This is a genomic window from Butyrivibrio sp. AD3002, from assembly GCF_000420905.1.
Taxonomy (GTDB): Bacteria; Bacillota; Clostridia; order Lachnospirales; family Lachnospiraceae; genus Butyrivibrio.
Genome location: NZ_ATVV01000034.1, coordinates 1 through 20,100, shown reverse-complemented (window position 1 = coordinate 20,100; position 20,100 = coordinate 1). Strand labels below are relative to the sequence as shown.

Annotated in this window: 17 protein-coding genes; all 17 read right to left on the bottom strand. The window is 42.5% G+C overall.

Annotated elements, in window-relative coordinates; genetic code table 11:
- Window positions 1–43: 43 nt before the first annotated feature.
- The 17 genes from G596_RS0117670 to G596_RS0117590 all read right to left on the bottom strand — a co-directional run bounded on the left by G596_RS0117670 (window position 44) and on the right by G596_RS0117590 (window position 19,760).
- Window positions 44–1,783: a phospho-sugar mutase gene (locus tag G596_RS0117670; protein WP_022763154.1), complete on the bottom strand. Its 1,740-nt coding sequence runs from the start codon at window positions 1,781–1,783 to the stop codon at window positions 44–46.
- Window positions 1,784–1,856: 73 nt separating this feature from the next.
- Window positions 1,857–3,920 carry a glycosyltransferase family 2 protein gene (locus G596_RS22785; protein WP_022763153.1) on the bottom strand — a complete coding sequence of 688 codons (2,064 nt, stop codon included), beginning with the start codon at window positions 3,918–3,920 and terminating at the stop codon, window positions 1,857–1,859.
- A complete protein-coding gene (locus G596_RS0117660) occupies window positions 3,920–6,004 on the bottom strand; it encodes a glycosyltransferase family 2 protein (RefSeq protein ID WP_022763152.1) in 2,085 nt (694 codons plus the stop codon). Before G596_RS0117660 ends, G596_RS22785 begins: the two co-directional genes overlap by 1 nt.
- A gap of 28 nt (window positions 6,005–6,032) precedes the next feature.
- Window positions 6,033–8,159, bottom strand: coding sequence for a class I SAM-dependent methyltransferase (locus G596_RS24555; RefSeq protein WP_022763151.1), 2,127 nt, complete (start codon window positions 8,157–8,159; stop codon window positions 6,033–6,035).
- Between the two features lie 3 nt (window positions 8,160–8,162).
- Entirely contained in the window at window positions 8,163–9,512 is a 1,350-nt protein-coding gene (locus tag G596_RS0117650) for an ABC transporter ATP-binding protein (protein ID WP_022763150.1), read from the bottom strand.
- A 38-nt stretch (window positions 9,513–9,550) separates the two neighbouring features.
- Window positions 9,551–10,570: an ABC transporter permease gene (locus G596_RS0117645; RefSeq protein WP_022763149.1), complete on the bottom strand. Its 1,020-nt coding sequence runs from the start codon at window positions 10,568–10,570 to the stop codon at window positions 9,551–9,553.
- Window positions 10,570–11,136: a dTDP-4-dehydrorhamnose 3,5-epimerase gene (gene rfbC / locus G596_RS0117640; RefSeq protein ID WP_022763148.1), complete on the bottom strand. Its 567-nt coding sequence runs from the start codon at window positions 11,134–11,136 to the stop codon at window positions 10,570–10,572. The genes G596_RS0117645 and rfbC overlap by 1 nt, the downstream gene beginning before the upstream one ends.
- Window positions 11,137–11,159: 23 nt before the next feature.
- On the bottom strand, window positions 11,160–11,486 hold the full coding sequence (locus G596_RS0117635; RefSeq protein WP_022763147.1) for a hypothetical protein: 327 nt from the start codon (window positions 11,484–11,486) through the stop codon (window positions 11,160–11,162).
- Window positions 11,476–12,345, bottom strand: a complete 870-nt coding sequence (rfbA, locus tag G596_RS0117630; protein ID WP_022763146.1) for a glucose-1-phosphate thymidylyltransferase RfbA — start codon at window positions 12,343–12,345, stop codon at window positions 11,476–11,478. Before rfbA ends, G596_RS0117635 begins: the two co-directional genes overlap by 11 nt.
- Window positions 12,346–12,484: 139 nt before the next feature.
- A complete protein-coding gene (locus G596_RS0117625) occupies window positions 12,485–13,414 on the bottom strand; it encodes a glycosyltransferase family 2 protein (RefSeq protein ID WP_022763145.1) in 930 nt (309 codons plus the stop codon).
- A gap of 99 nt (window positions 13,415–13,513) precedes the next feature.
- The gene (gene rfbB, locus G596_RS0117620) at window positions 13,514–14,602 is read right to left on the bottom strand and encodes a dTDP-glucose 4,6-dehydratase (protein ID WP_022763144.1); all 1,089 of its coding nucleotides are present in this window, start codon (window positions 14,600–14,602) and stop codon (window positions 13,514–13,516) included.
- 61 nt (window positions 14,603–14,663) lie between these two features.
- On the bottom strand, window positions 14,664–15,014 hold the full coding sequence (locus G596_RS0117615; protein WP_022763143.1) for a multidrug ABC transporter: 351 nt from the start codon (window positions 15,012–15,014) through the stop codon (window positions 14,664–14,666).
- Window positions 15,011–15,367: a hypothetical protein gene (locus G596_RS0117610; RefSeq protein WP_022763142.1), complete on the bottom strand. Its 357-nt coding sequence runs from the start codon at window positions 15,365–15,367 to the stop codon at window positions 15,011–15,013. The genes G596_RS0117615 and G596_RS0117610 overlap by 4 nt, the downstream gene beginning before the upstream one ends.
- Window positions 15,357–16,331: an SGNH/GDSL hydrolase family protein gene (locus G596_RS0117605; protein ID WP_022763141.1), complete on the bottom strand. Its 975-nt coding sequence runs from the start codon at window positions 16,329–16,331 to the stop codon at window positions 15,357–15,359. Before G596_RS0117605 ends, G596_RS0117610 begins: the two co-directional genes overlap by 11 nt.
- Before the next feature lie 31 nt (window positions 16,332–16,362).
- On the bottom strand, window positions 16,363–17,442 hold the full coding sequence (locus tag G596_RS0117600; protein WP_022763140.1) for a hypothetical protein: 1,080 nt from the start codon (window positions 17,440–17,442) through the stop codon (window positions 16,363–16,365).
- Between the two features lie 18 nt (window positions 17,443–17,460).
- Entirely contained in the window at window positions 17,461–18,894 is a 1,434-nt protein-coding gene (locus G596_RS0117595) for an MBOAT family O-acyltransferase (protein WP_155829351.1), read from the bottom strand.
- Between the two features lie 104 nt (window positions 18,895–18,998).
- Complete coding sequence (locus G596_RS0117590) at window positions 18,999–19,760, bottom strand: hypothetical protein (protein WP_022763138.1); 762 nt, start codon at window positions 19,758–19,760, stop codon at window positions 18,999–19,001.
- Window positions 19,761–20,100: the final 340 nt, after the last annotated feature.

Genomic DNA, 20,100 nt, shown 5'->3' with positions numbered 1-20,100 from the left:
TCAGGCAAACTGACAGCCCTTTTTAACAAGTTTTCTTTTGTAATTAATCGATAAGAGCTTTAACAGCTGCTGTGAGTTCATCCTGCTTCTTAGCAGCATCCTCAAGGCTGGTACCCTTAACACCCATATAGAACTTGATCTTAGGCTCTGTTCCGGAAGGACGTGCGCAACACCATGAATCGTTATCCAGTGCAAAATAGAGTACGTTGGACTCCGGAAGACCGGTCTTACCCTTTTCTCCTGTCTGAGGGTTAACTGTCTCTCCTGTCTTGTAATCACGGAATTCCTCAACAGTCCATGCGCCGAAGTTCTTAGGCGGATTATTTCTGAGCTTATCCATAAGAGCAGCTATCTCCTTAGCGCCCTCAAGGCCCTTCATGGTGATGGAATACTGACCTTCCTTATAGTAGCCGTAATCCTCATACATATCAATCATAGCATCCCAAAGAGTCTGGTTGTTCTTCTTGCAGAACGCAGCTACTTCACAGAGCATCATAACAGCAACGATTGCATCCTTATCGCGTGCATGTGTTCCGGCAAGACAGCCATAGCTCTCCTCAAGGCCGAATACATAGTTGTATTCCTGATTATGCTCTTCAAACAATCTGATCTGCTCACCGATATACTTGAAGCCTGTGAGTACTTCGATGTAATGAAGACCGTATTTCTCAGCAACGCGTCTAGCCATGTTTGTTGTAACAATGGTTGTAACGAACGCAGGTCTCTCAGGCATAGTGCCTGTAGCCTTTCTCTCACGAAGGATATATTCTCCTATAAGCATTCCGGACATATTTCCTGTGAAAGGAACGTACTCTCCGGTCTTAGTATCCTTTGCATATACTCCAAGTCTGTCCGCATCGGGATCTGTTGCAAGAACGATGTCTGCATCCTTCTCTTTCGCAAGCTCAAGAGCAAGCTTGAATGCTTTGGGATCCTCGGGATTAGGATAATCAAGAGTTGTGAAATCAGGATCCGGAAGTTCCTGCTCAGGAACTATATACACATTCTTAAAGCCAAGCTCAGCAAGAACTCTCTTTACGGGAACAAGTCCTGTTCCGTGGAAAGGTGTATATACAACTGTAAGCTTCTCAGCCATTTCCTTGATAGCATCAAGGTGAATAATCTGCTTTTTAAGCTCTACCATGTACGCATCATCTATATCTTTTCCGATGATCTCATAAAGGCCTGCCTTCATGGCATCGTCCTTAGACATGGTCTTAACATCGTTGTAGTCAGTAATAGCTTTAACTTCTGAAATAATACCTGTATCATGAGGCGGAGTAACCTGAGCACCATCCTCCCAATAAGCCTTATATCCGTTGTATTCCGGCGGGTTGTGGCTGGCTGTTATCATAACGCCCGCAATACATCCAAGCTTTCTTAATGCAAATGAAAGCTCGGGAGTAGGTCTGAGCTCATCAAACACATAAGCCTTAATGCCGTTTGCTGCAAGGCATCTTGCCGTCTCGTCTGCGAATTCGGGTGAGAATCTGCGGCAGTCATAAGAAATAGCAACGCCTCTCTTTGCACCGTCAGCTCCACCGTTTTTCTTAATATAATTTGCGAGACCCTGTGTCGCTTTGCGGACAACATACTTGTTCATACGGTTTGTGCCTGCTCCGATGACACCTCTAAGACCACCGGTACCAAACTCAAGCTCCTGATAGAACCTGTCCTGAACCTCTTTCTCGTCATTTCTGATAGCCAATAACTCGTTTTTTGTATCCTCATCAAAGTAAGGATCGTTCAACCAATACTCAAGCTGTTTTGAAACTTCACTCATCTTTATCCTCCTTCAAATGTGAGGTTATCCCCTCAACATATTTAGTTAATCATTCCTAACTCCAAAAGTCAAATTATGCATCGCGTAAACTGCTGTAGCCCTCAACATTCAGAGAGAAATCGCTTCGGTCCAGAGAAAAATTGGGATTATAGTAAGGATCACCCTTATCAAGGACTTCCTTCCATTTTGCACGAAAATGCTCAGATTCCGCATCATATCTCTTCGCATTCTCGCCCTCCAGGTCAAGCCCTCTGGAAGCCGATTCAAAGTGATACATCTCGGCAAAAGGAGTGAAAATATTGAGATATCCCTTCTCTCTCAGTTTAAGACAAAAGTCCACATCATTCAGTGAAACCTTGAAGCCTTCGTCAAATCCGCCGACTTCATCGTACTTAGACCTTGATACCATAAGGCAGGCGCCTGTGACAGCTGAGACATTCTGTGCATAGCACAGTCTTCCCATATATCCAAGATTCATTCCCTCCTGTCCGTAATGACAGTGTCCGGCCGTTCTGTGAGCTCCCAGTCTTAATACGATTCCGGCATGCTGGATCTTCCTGTTCGGGAAATAGAGTTTTCCTCCAACTGCCCCGACATCAGAACGCTGCGCGTACATAAGCAGTTCTTCCATCCAGTTAACGGTAATAACCTGTGTGTCATTATTTAGAAGCAGAATGTAATCACCTGTCGAATGCTTAACACCGTAATTTACTACCGCGGAATAATTAAACGGCGGCTTCGAACCGTCTTCATTCAGGTTATTCTTATCCTCATAGTAATCAACTATTTTAAGAACAGAGCTCATGGCTCCGTTTCTGAGCTCATCGTAATAGCTCTTTATTTCCTTTGAGGTACTTCCGTTCTCTACAACAATAATCTCATAATTGTCATAGGTCGATTTTTCATATATCGAATCAAGGCACCTCTTCAAATCCTCCATGTGCTCACAAGTTGGGATTATGATAGAAATCTTGGGCATGCCCTCAACTTCATAGGCGATCTTGAAAATCGTCTCAAACGCTCTGGTACTGGTTATCTTAAAGTGTTCATAACCATGTCTTCTAAGATGATCTGCCACAGCGCCTCTGGCTGCATCAATAGCATAGCTCTTGGCGCTGATGTCCGATGCCACACTACCCGCATGAGATCTCCAATAATACAGAAGTCTCGGGATATGAACTATATGCTCTGCAGCGTCCGTAAGCCTCAAGATCATATCATGATCCTGACTTCCGTCGAATTTCGATCTGAAAAGTTCTGTGCCGTCAAGGAGTGATCTCTTGAATACACTGAAATGGCAGATATAATTATTTGCTCTCAGATTATCAGGCGCATAATCAGGCTTAAAGTGCATCGTTATCATGTGATCAATGCTCTTACCTGAAAAAGTGGCTTCATCACAGTAAAGATAGTCCGCATTCTCATCATTGATAGCTTTGACATAGTAATACAGAACTTCGGGATGAAGAATATCATCATGATCAAGAAGTCCTATGTACTCACCCGACGCAAGCTTAAGGCACTCATTTGTATTACCTGAAATTCCTGTATTCTTCTCAAGTCTGTGATAAAGAATACCGGCACCGTCGGCTTCTCCGCGCCCGGCTCTTTCGTCCTTCTGATATTCTTTGACAATCTCTTCTACATAGCCATGCTCTGCATCTGAGCCGTCAGCAAGGCAAAGCTGCCAGTTTGTATACGTCTGGTTAAGAACAGACTCTATCATATCCCTGAGGAAATTCTCGGGAGTGTTATAAAGAGGAACCAGAATACTGATAAGCGGCATCTTTTCAAATCTGGCATTTCTCTCTGTTGCAATTGTCTCCTCAGAAGGAAAGCTTTCGGTTCCATAGTGAACCTTCGCCTTACGCTCAATCTGCTTATATTTAAGCTTGGCAATAACTCCCCTTACTGATCCTGCGTTTTTCACGCGATCCTTCTGCCTTATAACGAAATGCATTACATTTCTTGCGGGAGTACTTGCCTTCCAGATTGGATTGGATTTAATCCTGTTAAGCTTAAACTCAAGCTCCTGATTCTTATCTTCAAGGTCAGCCACTCTCTGCGCAAGATCTGCACTTTTAAGCTTTTCTTTCTCATATGCTGTTTTAAAATCAAAATCTGTATTTTCAGTCATTATTTCACCTTAAGTAAATTGGGCACCCAGTTTATGAGTTTCAAACTACCCGTCTGGTCAAGGGCAGCCATTCCCACCTGATAATAACCAGGGTCAAGTTTCCCGGGCGCAATCCTCACCTTATAGCCGGTAAGGTCAACATCTATCTGATCCTGTAATCTCAGTTTAATATCCGGTCTGTACCAGGTATAAACAGGCATACTGTATACAACAGAAGATGCCGGTCTTGCACCTTCATCAGACCTCTCTACCTGCCTGAGAACGAGTCTTCTTTCAAAAAATGCATTATCTGAGCCAATTACAAAGCTGTAGCCCTTAACAAAATATCCGTCTACCACATCGCCGTCTCTGACGCCGTACATCCAATTCTCCATGGTTCCGGCATACTCAACTCCGACTCTGAGGCAGGCATCCTCTCTGGCCTCGGCGAACCCATTCTCATGCACCTTGATATTATGGAAAGGAATATCAAGTACCGGAGTAAAGTCCTCACACGGAATTATGGCGCTTATGGTCTCATCATCAGTAAGGTACTGACTGTAAAAAGGATCATGGTTATAAAAACCGGGATGCCTTTTCATAAGTACCTCATACTCTGCAGCAAGGCGCTCCATCTTCTTCATATCAAGAGTATCGAGCCCTCTGCTCAGGGACTCATGATGATAGAGGCTTATGTGGTTGCAGCAGACGTTATAATATCCCTTCTGGAATACGCTGTAGCAAAGGTCTACATCATTAAAAGCAACCGGAAGTTCTTCCGGGAAGCCGCCAACCTCATTGAACTTCTCGCGGCTGAGCATAAGACATGCTCCCGTCGCTCCTATCAGATTATGAATTCCTCTGTTAAAGCCAAAGTAATGCGACTTCTGGTCGTGCATCTTCTGAAGCTTATGCACAGGGCCGAGTCTCACATTGGTAATTCCGGCATGCTGAATAAGATCGGAGTCCGGATAGAGGAGCTTAGCGCCTACAACTCCGACATGGCGAAGCTGTGCCTGAGAAAGCATCTCTCGCATCCACCCATCCTGAGTAGCCTCGATATCATCGTTAAGGAAAAGAAGATACTCGCCTCCCGACCTTGTCGCACCGCGGTTACACATATGAGAAAAATTAAATTCCTCTACTTTATATAAATATGAAATATTTGTTAATCCGTTTACTTTGTCAATCTGATTAATATATGAACCGTATCTTACACGGTTATAGGCACTGCTGCCATTATCCACTATTACTATCTCATACTTAATGTTCTTTTCGTGAGTGGTATTAACAATGGATTTCATGCACTGATATAAAATTTCGGGATGATCCTTTGTCGGAATTATAATGCTGACCGTTGCCGGCTTCATCAGCATATGTCTTGAATTATGAAAACTTCTTCCGTAAAAAACATCCGTATCCGGATTTCTGTGGAACAGAATCTCTCCTATATGCCCTATCGGAAATTCCGTTCCCTGTCTCTTTCCGAATGCTCTCTCTTCTATGGCAAGCATACAGAAAAGAACGTCGGCCGAAAGCATGCTTGCTTCACGCCCCACCGCTTCGGGTGAATTCTTCTTTACTCCTGTCGTTCCGCCGAGCATTCTAAGAGCATTATCATACTCGGAAGCCGCTGCTTCATATGTATTTGCCCTGCATGCAAATACACTTCCGATATAAAATGCATTAAGATACGTATCCGGCGACCAGTCCGGCTTAAAATACGGATGACCGTATTTGCCTCTTCCGACCATCTCATCCTCATCGCCATACGCGACATTGATTTCCGGATGAGCCTGAAAGTATCGCCTGATATTCTCTACAGCATGTCCGGCAAGCCTTCCTTTGGGGCTCACGAAAATAAGGATCGTCTCAGCAGTAGCCGTTGGGTCTGCCTCTCTCCACACCTTAGTGTAGGAAACAACCTCCGTTACAAGCTGAAGTCTCCCAGTGACCTCATAAGCGCTCCCCCCTGATACATAAATGGGATGCTTCTCCTGCTTGTGCTCCCAGATGTTATAGGCATTTTTACATTCCTTAACTTTACTCTGGTAGCCTCTTTTTCTGTTGTTGATAAGAAAATTCTTTGCAATCTCTTTCAGCATCTCTTACTGCCCTGTTCCGGGCTTCCCCTTATTTGGAAAGAAGTTTTTTCTTAATCTTGCGAAAAAATTCTCCCTTCTCCTCTTCGTTCTCATCAGTGGTAACTCTGAGTGAGTCCTCCAAAGCCACCGCTGTTTCCTTTGGAATAAGAGTTGTCATCATTGTTACCCTAAGATGGTTTTCCCTCTTTTTATCAACTCTGTTATCCGCAAAGCCAAATTCAATATTAGGATCATCTGTTCCGAATACAATACTGTCCTCGGATATCCAGGAGCCGTTCGGATGAATTGAGATGAAGGCTTCTCCCTCCTCGACCGAAACATCATTCCAGACAACCTGCTTTATCGTTACAATGCAACATGCAAATGCAGGATCAATTCTGATATTCTGCACATGATCGTTGCATTCGATATCAATTGTAACTTCATTGTGCTCATCATAGGTCTCATCAGGGAAAATGGAGTCATCTTCACTGTATCCGTCTCCCTCATCCACATATACCTGGATTTCCTCGGCACTTCTGGCCGTATCGCTGCTTCCGGCAAGTTCCTTCGGAACAATGGCAGTCCTTCCTATTGACTTCCACAATTCTACAGATGATTTTCTTCTACCGGTTACATACTTCTGGAAGTCCGCCTCCTCACTAAGAAGGCCCTTTATTTCCTCGTCAGTAAGTCCAATCTGTTCATACAGAGCCTTTACATCGAGCTTATCGCGGCTTCTGTCCTCAAGCATATATCCGTAAAGAGCTCTGAATGCCAACTCCTTAGGCGGAATGCATTTTCCGTAAGTCCACTCATAATCTATGATAGTCCAGATAGGTCCGTTAACAAGAATATTCGGGAAAATAAGATCATAATCCGTAACCGGATAATCAGGTCTGTAGCCGATTCTTCTCATATATTCTCTAAACAAAGCGTTAAAGGAATCCATATCATCCGATTCCAGACACGCGTCAAAAAGTGCTGTCAAAGGAATTCCGTTAACATATGAAAACATCGCACATCTCGACTTCTCATCAAGCTGGCAGTCATTAACCTCAAGGTCTCCGCCCCTGTATCTTTCACGAAGTGCATAGTATGCATCCTGCATACCGAAAATATGGTCCTCTGCTGCCTCGGTAAGAGGGTATTTCTTGATAAGCTTTCTTCCGAGCTTATCGATTGTTATATCAGTTCTTATCTTGAACTCATCGGCACGGTCGTTGGAATACTTACAGTAAACAGTATCGAAACCGGGGCCCAAAATAACTTCGAAGGAATTGGCGAATTCACCATACATCCCATCATTAATAAGACACTCATATGCTCTTTTTTCATTAAACAAAAGGAGTCTGTCTCTATCGTAATTACGAACATTATCCTGCAATTCTCCGTATGCCGGGAGATATTTGTCTGAATGGAGAGATGTCATCAGTTTGTAGTCCGGATAAGGATAATAGAAATGATAATCCTTTATGCCGCACTTCTTGAAAATACGAATCAGACCATTTCTGGTAAAAGTTCTCGCTACAGAATCCTTGGAATAGCCCTCAATTCCGTCAAAGTATCCTCCGAGGTGATCCTCCGGTGCTCCGGCGAAATACTTAAGACCTATCCTGTTCTCGATGGCAATTACTATTCGTCCGTTCGCCTTAAGGTGCTTTTGAAGCATCGTAAGGAAGTTCTCATACGGATTCTCCGTTCCGATATAGCCCTGTCCATACTCAAACACACCAATAAGGAAAATAAAATCAAAATTGTCGGGAAGATCAGGCTCAATATCCCTGAAATTTCCTACATGAATGGTGACGTTGTCACATTCGGAATTTCTTGTGGCATTAATCTCACTTCTTCTTCTCGAAAGATCACAGGCGATAACCTCTCCTGCCTTCTCAGAAAGCATGCCGGTAATGGCGCCGCATCCGGCACCTACCTCAAGAACCTTTTCCTTTCCTGTCATGGGAATCCACTCTACAATATTGCTTCTAAGCTCAGAGAGGTGATACAAAATAGGCCAGCTTGCCTTCTTCTCGATTATTTCAGGATACTCTTCCTTCTTGTGTTTCCTGACTATATCGAAGATTTCCTTCTCAATCGGCCCGTCACTGTATAGATCCAGTCCGGCATAATGCTTGAAATTCAGTTTTACATTCCCAATAAATACTTCTTCCTGCATGTCTTATTCCTTTTTAGCATCGGTTACACTGACCGTCGATTCCATATCGACATATCCGACGGTGTTCTTATCGGAAACAACCGTGATATTCAGCGCATCATAAAGTCGGTGGTATACTACAAAATCATCCTGTTCAAATCCTGTTACCCCGAAGGAAACAAGATACTCCCCTCCCTGCAAAAGCATTCTCTGCGTGAAAGTGATCTCTTTTTCATCACCCTCATGAACAGGCTCCAGAAATGCTTTTTCAACCATAGAATTTGTTCCGGTAATCTCTATTCCCATAATGTTTTTTATGGTATAAGCGAATATCGGAGCACTGATGTCTCTGAGGAACTTAACCTTCATGTGTATGGTGAATTCTGTTCCTTTTATTACTGAATTTGTCCTAAGTCCCTTTGAATCGGTAGCATAGAACTCTGTAATCTTTGCTCCATTATTTCCGTATTCCAGAAGCTCGGGATTTTCCATCTCATTTTGCGCATCGGATTTTTCTTCCTTGGGCGCACTCTTTGCGGCATCACCATTTTTAGCAGCATCTGCCTTTTTCCCTGCAGCCTCTCTTATGTCCTCATCCTCAAGAAGGGACTTAAAGTCATTTTCGGGAAGCGGATACTGTCCAACCAGTACCTGCTTATATATATCAATCATTTTCTTGGGTGTTCCCTCTCCGAGAATAACACCCTGGTTAAGAAGAACCGCTCTGTCACAATACCTGCTTATAGTCGAGAGGTCATGTGATACAAAGAGAATCGTCTTCCCCTGCTTTTTAAATTCCTCAAATTTGTGATAACACTTCGCCTGGAAAAACACATCACCGACAGAAAGTGCCTCATCTACAATAAGTATCTCGGGATCGATGTTTATGGCAACGGCAAATGCAAGTCGCACAAACATACCGCTCGAATAGGTCTTAACAGGCTGATAAACATAATCACCAATATCGGCGAATTCCAAAATGGAATCCATTCTGGCTTTGATCTCTTCCTCTGAGAAACCTATCATCATACCGTTAAGGAAAATGTTATCTATTCCGTTGTACTCCAGATTAAAGCCGGCACCCAGCTCAAGAAGGGCTGAAATATGGCCATCCACTTCAACCGATCCGGAAGTCGGTGACAATACTCCTGTGATTATCTTAAGGATTGTCGATTTTCCCGAACCGTTAGTTCCGATAATTCCAATGGTCTCACCTTTTTTTACAGAGAGATTTACATGATTGAGAGCAAGGTGCTCCGTATAATCATTACCCTTTAGCAGACCAAGTGCATCCTTTAACCTGTCTGAGTTTTTACTATAAAGTTTATACATTTTAGTCAGGTCGGTAACCTGAATCGCTAAGTCTTTATCCATAAACCATACTTTCCCGGTATATTTCTCCAGCTATTCCATCAGAGCACATCCGCAAAATGCGTTTTGGTGCGCTTAAATATCAAAGAACCTATGCAGAACAGTGCCACTACAACTATCCAGAAATAAGTACTTGAATAAAAATGCTCAAAGAACCACTCATTACCATACATCGAATTTCTGTATCCGTTTACGATGTACGTCATGGGGTTAAGCTTTATTATCCACTTAAGATTGTCGGGAAGCATATTTATATCCCACAATATCGGAGTTGCCCACTGGCCGACCTGAAGAACTATAGCCAGAATCTGTGTGAGGTCTCTGAAAAATACCACTACAGCACAGGTTGTATAGCATATGGAAAGAACCAGTATAAATTCACATATCGCATAATAAATGATCTGGATTGTATAAATCGTAGGATAGTAGCCATACATGCATGAAATAGCAATCATTACCCCCGCGAAAAATACATGAATAAAAAGAGCGGCTATTATTTTTATCAGGGGCAGTATACTGATCTTGAACAAAACCTTTTTAACCAGATAGTTATACTCAAGAAGAGCGGTCGTTCCGTTCATCAGTGCTTCATTAAAGAAAAACCACGGCACCAGACCCGTCGTAAGAAACAAAACATAGGGCACATCGATCTCGCCTGCTGCCATTGGCTTTTGCTTGAATATTCTGTCAAACACAAACCAATACATCAAAACAGTGACCACCGGCTGCACCAGTGCCCACACAATGCCCATATACGAGCCGGCATATCTCTTTTTAAAATCATTTACCGCCAGTCTCCGGATCAGCTTCCTCGAATTATAAAGCTCCACCGGCAAAACCATGAGCTTATCGTACCAGGCGGTAACGAGTATCATCGACATTACGATAAGTATGCATGCGCATATCTTCTTAAGCATCTCGGTATGCTGATCCGCAAGCACATTGGTGTGCAAAACGATGATCAGCATCAGAGCAATTGCTATCGTATAGAAAATGCCCAGCCCCACCTGCTTGGGAAGCTCACTTATAAAAGGCAGTTTATCTGTCTTTTCCTTTGCCATTATTTAACTCCGCGGTCTTTTTTATAATCTGAAAGTGTACCCCACTTTGTATCCTTATCGGAAAGTGTAAGCTCTGACTCATCCTCATAGGGCCACTCTACACCGATTTCGGGATCCTTGAACAAAATACCGCCCTCGTCATCGGGGTGATAGAAATCTGTGCACTTGTATGCAAATTCAGCATAATCGGACATTACCATAAAACCATGTGCGAATCCCTTGGGAATAAAGAACTGTTTCTTGTTCTCAGCCGAAAGGACTACTCCGAACCACTTTCCAAAAGTTGCAGAGCCTTCACGAAGATCTACCGCAACATCAAAAACCTCTCCCTTTATTGCCCGAACAAGTTTATCCTGAGGAAAGTTCTTCTGAAAATGAAGGCCTCTCAGTACTCCCTTTTTGGAAGCCGACTGGTTATCCTGTACAAACTCCATGGGGATACCGATTTTCTCAAAATCCCTCTTGGAATATGTCTCCATGAAGTATCCTCTCTCATCACCGAAAACCTGAGGAGTGATAACCTTAAGTCCTTCAATCTCACATGTCTCAACCTGTAACTGTCCCATTTTATATTTGATCCTCCAAACTATTAATCTACATTTCCGCCTGATATTTCCGGATCCGCATTGGCCGGTACCGGAACATTATCCACCACTACTACAACGGACGGACGTTGCTCGCTTTTATCAAAAAAATCTCCGGCAGTAAGAAAGCCCTTAAGATTATCGCCAATCTGCTCTCCGTATTCGGTAGTAGATACTGCTTCCTCCGCCTGTGTGGCAACAGCCTCCGATTCACCTTCTGAACCAATCAGTGAATTTATGCGGTCTCTGTTTGCAGCATAAACAACCACCCCGATGAGAACAATCGTGGTAATAATCGCCAATATAGACAATCTAAACGCCTTAGAGTCCATTTGCTACCTCAACAAGATATTTGCCGTAGTCAGTCTTCATCAAAGGCTCAGCAAGTTTAAGAAGCTGCTCCTTATTGATGAATCCTCTCTTATATGCAATCTCTTCTATGCAGGATACATAGAGTCCCTGTCTCTTCTGGAATGCACATACGAAATCAGCGGCATCAAGAAGAGAGTCATGATTACCCGTATCAAGCCATGCAAAGCCTCGGCCCATAGTCTCAACACGAAGAGTACCTCTGCGAAGATACTCATTGTTAACACTTGTAATTTCAATCTCTCCTCTGGCTGAAGGCTTAACATTTTTTGCTATTTCAATTACGTCATTATCATAGAAATAGAGTCCCGGAACCGCATAATTGCTCTTAGGATGCTCCGGTTTTTCCTCGATTGAAAGGGCTTTGCCGTTCTCATCAAACTCAACTACGCCGTATTCTCTGGGATCACGAACGTAATAACCGAAAATTGTCGCTCCCTTTTCTCTGGATGCCACTTCCCTCAGTAACTTGGAGAAGCTCTGGCCATAGAAAATATTATCTCCGAGAACCAGTGCTACACTGTCACTGCCAATAAACTCTGCGCCGATTATGAACGCATCGGCAAGACCTCTGGGCTCTTCCTGAACAGCATATGAAAATGACATACCCAGCTGCTCTCCTGTTCCGAAAAGGTCCTCAAAAATCGGAAGATCTCTCGGAGTAGAAATAATAAGAACCTCGCGTATTCCCGCAAGCATAAGGGTAGATAGCGGGTAATAGATCATAGGTTTATCATAAACCGGCATGATCTGCTTTGAAATAGCTCTGGTAAGCGGATAAAGTCTTGTTCCGGAACCTCCGGCAAGTATAATTCCTTTCATAAAAGGCCTCCAAATCTGTATATTCAAAAACAATTTTTCTCAAGTAATATCACAGCTGTCTTTGATGTATGCAAAACTACATCACCCTATAATATAACATAAAAACGCCATTTATATCATGGGTTTATTATTAAATATATTATTTATCGTTTTTACGAATCGTATCAATTATAAACGGCGGTCTCTTTCTGGATTCTTCCAGTACTCTCCAAATGTATTCGCCGAGAATTCCGAGTGTCAGCATTATCATTCCGGATGCAAACAAAACCACGCACATCAGGGATGCATAACCCGCTATCGGAGTTCCGACGGTGAGCTTCTCATAGATTGCGCTTATAATGCCTACAAATGCAGCTATGGCGAAAATCACTCCGCAAATACTCATCATCCTGATCGGGAAATAGGAAAAGCTCATCATGGAATCCACCACAAGCTTAAATTTCTTTCCAAAGGTCCAGCGGGATTTGCCGACTGTCCTGTCCTTTCTGTGGAAGTATACCTTGGCGGACTTAAAGCCTATCCACATGACCTGAAGTGTAAGCGATGAGTTCTTTTCATCCATCATCTCCAGAACATTTATTGCCTGTCTGTCCAGAAGGTAGCAGTCACAGCCGCCCTGAGGCATATCCTTATTGATTGTCTTTCTCACAAGCCAGTAATACATTCCGGCAAAGAACTTCTTAACCGCACCTTCATCGCGTTCAGCTCTTATCGCAAGTACTACCTTATTCCCTTCCTTCCACTTTTCGTAGAGATCGAGAATAAGGGTTGAATCCTCCTGAAGATCTGCCTGCTTTGTAACGGCGCAGTCACCGGTACAAACAGATAATCCCGCAAGTATGGCCGCATGCTCACCAAAGTTTCTTGAGAGTCTCGTGCAGACAACATTCTCATCCTTTTCTGCGATCTTATTCATGATTTCCCAGGAGTTATCTCCGGATCCGTCATCCACAAAGACAAGTTCGTAATCTCCGAGTTTATCGAAGATTTTCTCCTTCATGTCATCGTAGAGCATCTCCAGGGTGTCTGAGTTGTAATAAACCGGAACGACAATTGATATTTTGCTCATCTTTTCTCCATTGCTCTTAAACGCAACAAGAGAGAGCCCGGTAAATAGCCTTACCAAAGCTCTCCTGTTATTGTAATGTCCTATCTTACGGATAATGTATTACAGCTTATCGCCATACATACTGTCATAATATTTCTGATAATTTCCGCTTGTTACATGCTCCATCCAGTCCTCGTTAGCAAAGAACCACTTGATGGTCTTTCTGATGCCTTCCTTGAACATCGTCTCAGGCTCCCAGCCGATCTCCTTCTTGATCTTATCGGGAGCGATAGCATAGCGGCGGTCGTGTCCCTTTCTGTCCTCAACATATGTAATGAGGTCATATGTGAGCTTCTCTTTTCTGGGATCTGAATCATCAAGAGACTCGCGAAGTACATCGATGATGGTCTGAACGATCTCAATGTTCTGCTTCTCATTGTGTCCGCCGATGTTGTAGGTCTCGAAAAGTCTGCCCTGTTCCTGAACCATATCGATTGCCTTGGCATGATCCTCAACATAGAGCCAGTCACGAACGTTCTTACCGTCGCCGTAAACGGGAAGTGCCTTACCCTCAAGAGCATTGTGAATCATAAGAGGTATAAGCTTCTCCGGGAACTGGAACGGTCCGTAGTTGTTGGAACAGTTGGTTATATTTGCAGGGAACTTATATGTGTCCATATAAGCCTTAACAAGCATATCTGAGCTTGCCTTACTTGCTGAGTAAGGGCTGTGAGGATCATAAGGTGTATCCTCATAGAAATAAGCGTTGGGATCCTCGGGAAGTGATCCGTAAACCTCATCGGTACTTACATGGAGGAATTTCTTTCCTTCCTTGAAGGAACCATCGGGAAGCTCCCATGCCTTCTTTGCTGCGTTAAGCATTGTAGCTGTTCCGAGAACGTTGGTCTCAACAAAGATCTCGGGATTAACGATTGAGCGGTCAACATGGCTCTCTGCTGCAAAATGAACAACTCTGTCGATGTCATTTTCCTCAAAAATCTTGTTGATGGCATCTCTGTCGCAGATATTTGCCTTAACAAATGTATAGTTGTCTCTTCCCTCGACATCCTTGAGGTTCTCAAGGTTACCTGCATAGGTAAGTACATCCACATTGATTATGCGGATCTCATTGTCATACTTCTTAAACATGTAGTGTATGTAGTTGGAACCGATGAATCCGGCACCACCTGTTACAAGATAAGTTCTCATTAAATATCCTCCAAAAAGAAAATCTTTATAAGTTATTTTGTATTCTAACTGTTTACATAAATTAATGCAAATTGCCGGGGAGATAAAATATTAAAATGCCGGCAAGTATAAGCGCCATTCCTATCAGTTTGTTTTTCGTAATCCCTTCCTTGAAGAAAATTCTGCTAAGGAACATGACCATGATATATCCGATAGGTTCTATTATTACTACATACATATAAGGCATATGTCCGTAGCAGATGATTGCCACAAACATCGATACCACCAGTAATCCGTATCCTCCGATAACCAGTATATTCAGATACTGTCTGATAAAGTTCGGATACTCTGTTCCGGAGCTCTTTTTAAGAAGCATCTGTGATATTGAAGCTATCAGCTGTCCGCAAAGGGCAAGTGCAATAAAAGGAATCATGCCGCACCTCCTTTATTAGGAGAATTAAGTACAATTGTTCCTGCTATTACAAGCGCCACGCCTATAACCTTGAGGAGTGTCACTCCTTCATGAAAAAGGATTGTACTCCACAAAAGCGACCACAGAAGAGTCATTGCTTTATTTGCATAGGCTATCGACAATTCAAATCGCTTTAAAAGCTGCTGCCAGAGTATCGCATATATACCCAGAACAGCAAAATCCAGGAGATATAGTAATATAAACTCTTTTGATAAAAGCTTGTAGTTGGAAACAAGTTTACTTATAACCGTCGTCAGGGAATAAATGAAAACAGCTCCCTGAAGAACTATGATAGCCAGAATCTTATTTCCCATATATAGCCTCCGCGAAATGAGTGGCAATATGCTTGTTGGCATCCTTATTTACATGAATGTTATCAAGCAGATTCTCTGCACTGTTCCCCTCATCTATAGTCCCGTAATAGTTATCTATAAAAGAGACTCCGGTCTCTCCGCAGGTATCGATCATATGCTGAAGGTATGTGGTAAGCTTACCGTTACCGAAGTCCACCCTGTCTCCGTTTTTAAGAAGTCCGTCTGCATCGTAGGCATAGCAGAAGGTAAAGGACATGCATACAATTCTGATAAAAGGATATTTTTCCTGAATCATTCTGATACCGGAATCCAATGCTCCCATGTAGGTTACAGGATCCATCTTATCTCCGGGATTCATACCGGGACGGAGCTTGATATAATCTGAAGCATCGTAGTAAATAACCAGAGTATCAACAGTATTCATATCAAGATCACAGAGCGCCTGAGCATGCTGTTCCAGTGTGATATCTCCCAAAGTCCAGGCTGCATCAAGAATTTCCTTCGTGCCATCCTGCGTTAATGCCTTTGCACAGTTATAAAAACTGAACTTATCCATGATGTCGCCCTGGCCATCAGCAGTTCCCAGTGCAACTGTACTTCCGCCAAATCCTGCATTTATCACAGTGCTTCCTGTACTTTTGGCAATCTGTTCACATACACCGTCTTCGGAAAGATCATAAGTAACGGAATCATTACCGAGTACAAGTATGGTCTCCCGGCCATCATCCTCATGCCCCTCTCTCTTATCGGAAGGCAGAAGAAAAATCTGATCAAGGATTTCTACATCATATTCCGAAGTATCCTCGTCGACCTGCTCAACATCTCTTCCTTTGTTCCACTTGATCAGTCTGAAAGATCCATAACCGATCAGTATAACGATGAGTCCGAGAATCACCAGATGTACCCATCCGGGTATTCCTCCACCGTTTCTGTTTCCTTTGTCCTCTGATCTGAAATCTGTCATAAAAAACCTCACTTACCTAAATAGATCCTAATCAGTATTCAGCAGAAAGCAACTCTTCAAAATCGAATTCCGCAATTATCCGCCGCATCTTTTGAAGTTCATCTCTGAACTCTTCAATGCTTCTGACTTCATGCGTTCCATCAGCAAAACACTCGGTCATATAGCGGTTTATTCTCGGATTATAATGCGTATAATCCGCATAGTTATTAAGGTCTGTCACTGTCTCCTCCATATTTTGAAAATAGAACAGACGCACATTATCATACTTCAAAAGTTCGTTTGCCGCAAACTCATATTGCTTCATCGTAGCTTCAAAATGATTTTCCGTGAGCACATTATTCCAGTAAAGAATGCTGTAAGGCGGGAAAAAAATATAAAAAACCGTATCCGGATTATTTTTTATAAATGGTAAAATATTTGTCTCCAGATTTTCTTTCGTCTGAGGTATCAGGAGATCAGCATCCATTTCATCGATAACAGCCTCCGGGGCCTCATAGCCGTGCATAACATACTGAATATTGTAGTAATCCTCCGTCCACCAGCTGGCGTAGACCTCGGACAGATTTGTTCCCTTTTTCTGGATAATCGGCTTGAGGATATACTCAAGAATCACATCCTTATTCCAGAGGTACTTCACATCATTTATGGGATTTTTGTCATAAAGGTACATCGGAAGCTCATACTTAATTTCATCCGTAGCCGCAGTCATAGTCGGTATATCAAGCCCTAAAAACACAGCCTTAACGGGATTCTTCTTCCTTGCTGGAGTATTTTTGTCAAATACAATACTTAAGATATTGTAATCATCTCGCGGATAAGCCCCGCTGTAGGAGAGCTTGAGCGTATTTAGTCCCATAAGCTCACCAAAATCATCCGTATGGAAATTAACAGTCATTGATGATCCTATTATACAGCTGTCATAATCCATCCTCTCCGCCATTCCGGGATTTTGGGAAAGCTGATTATCCACGATATAGGGAAATCCCTGGAGCGGCGCATGAAAATGGAAAAACGGATCAACATAAATTACTATCGCCGATACAAAAAAAAGCAGCACCAGTACCACCGCGCAAAAGCTGAATATGAAGTTTTTGGCATTTCTTTTACTCAAATTTCATACCTCAAACTATCAGAAATTAACATACAAAAAGGTGCTGACACCGCCAAGGCTCAGGACTCCCCATACAAAAAGCACTCCGTAGAGCATTGATACGGCAAGGGATCCCACCCTTGAAGCATCCTCTTTTTTACATATAAAAGCTGCACTTTTCTCTGCTATTTTCCTCGCCGTATTGCCGCCAAAAATCATAATTGCAGAAAAAATCAGTATTATCCACATACAAATGTAATTACTCTTACTCCATCCGGGTATAGGTGTGATTTTAAACATATACCAGATTTCATCCATCATAAAGCATTCCGCAAACTTGATTGATATATTGAGACCTCTCCAGGCATCGATATTGACAATTTTGCCAAGAAGAGTAAGTGCCTCAGATATATCTTTTGCCCTGAAAAAGACCCAGGCTGCTGTCACATATATAAAAGTAAGAGCTGTATTAATGGCATGTCTAAATCCTAAGGCCATTACATTTTTAGTCTTAGCAAGATCTTTTTCACTTTCATCTTTGGCATGCGCGGCTGCACGAAAAACCCTTAGAAGCACCATCAGCACGCCGTGCATCATACCCCATATAACAAAATTCAGGCCATTTCCATGCCATATTCCGCTAACCAGGAATACTATCAGAATATTGATATAAGTCCTTGAAATTCCCTTTCTGCTGCCTCCCAGCGGTATGTAGACATATCTTGTAAAGAACTTCGTAAGTGAAATATGCCATCTGTCCCAAAACTCAGCTATATTTTCAGAGGTATACGGAGCATCAAAGTTTCTTGTGAGCTCCATTCCAATCATCCTGCAGATTCCTTCAGCCATATCACAGTACCCGCTGAAGTCAAAATACAGCTGGAAGGAATATGAAACCGCAACCAAAATGGCATCGAGCGCTGACATAGTCGTAACGCCGCCATAGCCAAAATCCACACCTTTTCCGAGCACCTGCGCAAGAAGCACCTTTTTGGCAAGTCCCATGGAAAACAGCATTATTCCGTATGTAAAATCCTCTGCTTTTAGCTTTTTTTTACTAAGATCCTTAAGGCCACCCATTACACTTTTATAATCAGCAATCGGGCCCTGAAGAATTTTAGGAAAAAAGAGAATATAGCACAGATAATCGACAGGATTGAAATCTGCTTTTATCTCCTTTCCCAGCTCAGCTATAAACATTATCTGAGAAAAGGTGTAGAAGCTCACCGCAACAGGCATTGCGCCGCCGCCAAAAAACTTAAAGCCCGCAAGAAGCAGGGCATTACCTGTTATGGCAACAGCTTTTATTGCAGTCACAGAGCCATCTTTTTCTAAAACTACGCTTTTTATCTTTTTACATAATACACATGAGAATATCAGATTCCAGACAATGCTCAAAAGAAAGATACAGATAGAAAAAGCTCCGTATCCCACGAAGAAAAAGGCTGACATTACTATCAGCCATAGCTTCATCAGCGTATCCGCTCTCTCATTTTCAGATAAAAAACGCTGAATCCCCCCTACTCCCAAAAGGAAGACGGGTAGAAATATGAAAATAAAGGAATATGAATTAAATGTCACTGAGCAATCTCCGGATCCTTATAGATATTGTATCCACCAACCATATTTACTAATTCCAGTCCCATATCCTCAAGTTTTACATCAATCTGTCTGTCTTTGTACATAACAATGTAATTGCACTGAGCCTGTCTCGTAGCCTCTAAAAGTTCCTCTGCATTGATAACTTCGGGTTTTTGAAAAGCTACATAAACGGCATTGTAATAATCATTATGGATGACGTCACGTCCGTAAGGCATAAGAATATTCGTGTCATACTGCCTTACAAAATGGATAAACTCCTCCGGGAACACCGCTCTTACTCTGGGTTCTCCCTCCTCCGGACTTATCTCATCACATACATCGATAACAACCTGCGGAATGTGGTAAGCGTTTTCTGCATCCTTAACATACTCATTTTTATAAACCAGGCTTCCGCTAAGGATTATAAGTGCACTGACAACCACCAGTCCTATCCGCTTATGCTCCATGAATAATTTGCATCCTGCATAAGCTATTATCGCACTCATGGGAATAAGCCATAAAATTCTGTAATAAGTATCTCCACCATCTGGAATTTTTGCCACATATGCAATTCTGGTTACCGGAATAAAAAATCCCACTAAAATGATCAGAGGAGCCACGGCCATAACAAGCTTTTTCCTCATATCCTTTTCAGCAATAAGAAGATACAGCATTGAAGCTAAGAACAGTACAAGAAGATATCCATTACCGCCATACTGCTTGAATATAACCCAGGCCTCCATAAAAATTCCGTACATTTAGTCACGTATAATCCAATCATGTTAGAAAAGTGATTGGATTATTCCTTTCTCCCAGGTTCTCTGGGCTATTTCTAATCCTTTTCTGATATATTTATTTAGGCACTGTGGATCTGTTGCTATTTCATTACAGCTTTGACTGGTACGAGGTGACTCAGACCACAGCTTTTCGTCTAATACTGGTAATTAGTTTGTTAACGCTTGACGTTTAGATTTACGTGATTACACAGTCGATTTCTCTGTGGTAGACAACAGTGCCAACTATAATAATCAGGAGGTTTTATCTAATGTCTATGTACTTTGCAGGAATTGATATTTCCAAGTACAAACATGATTGCTG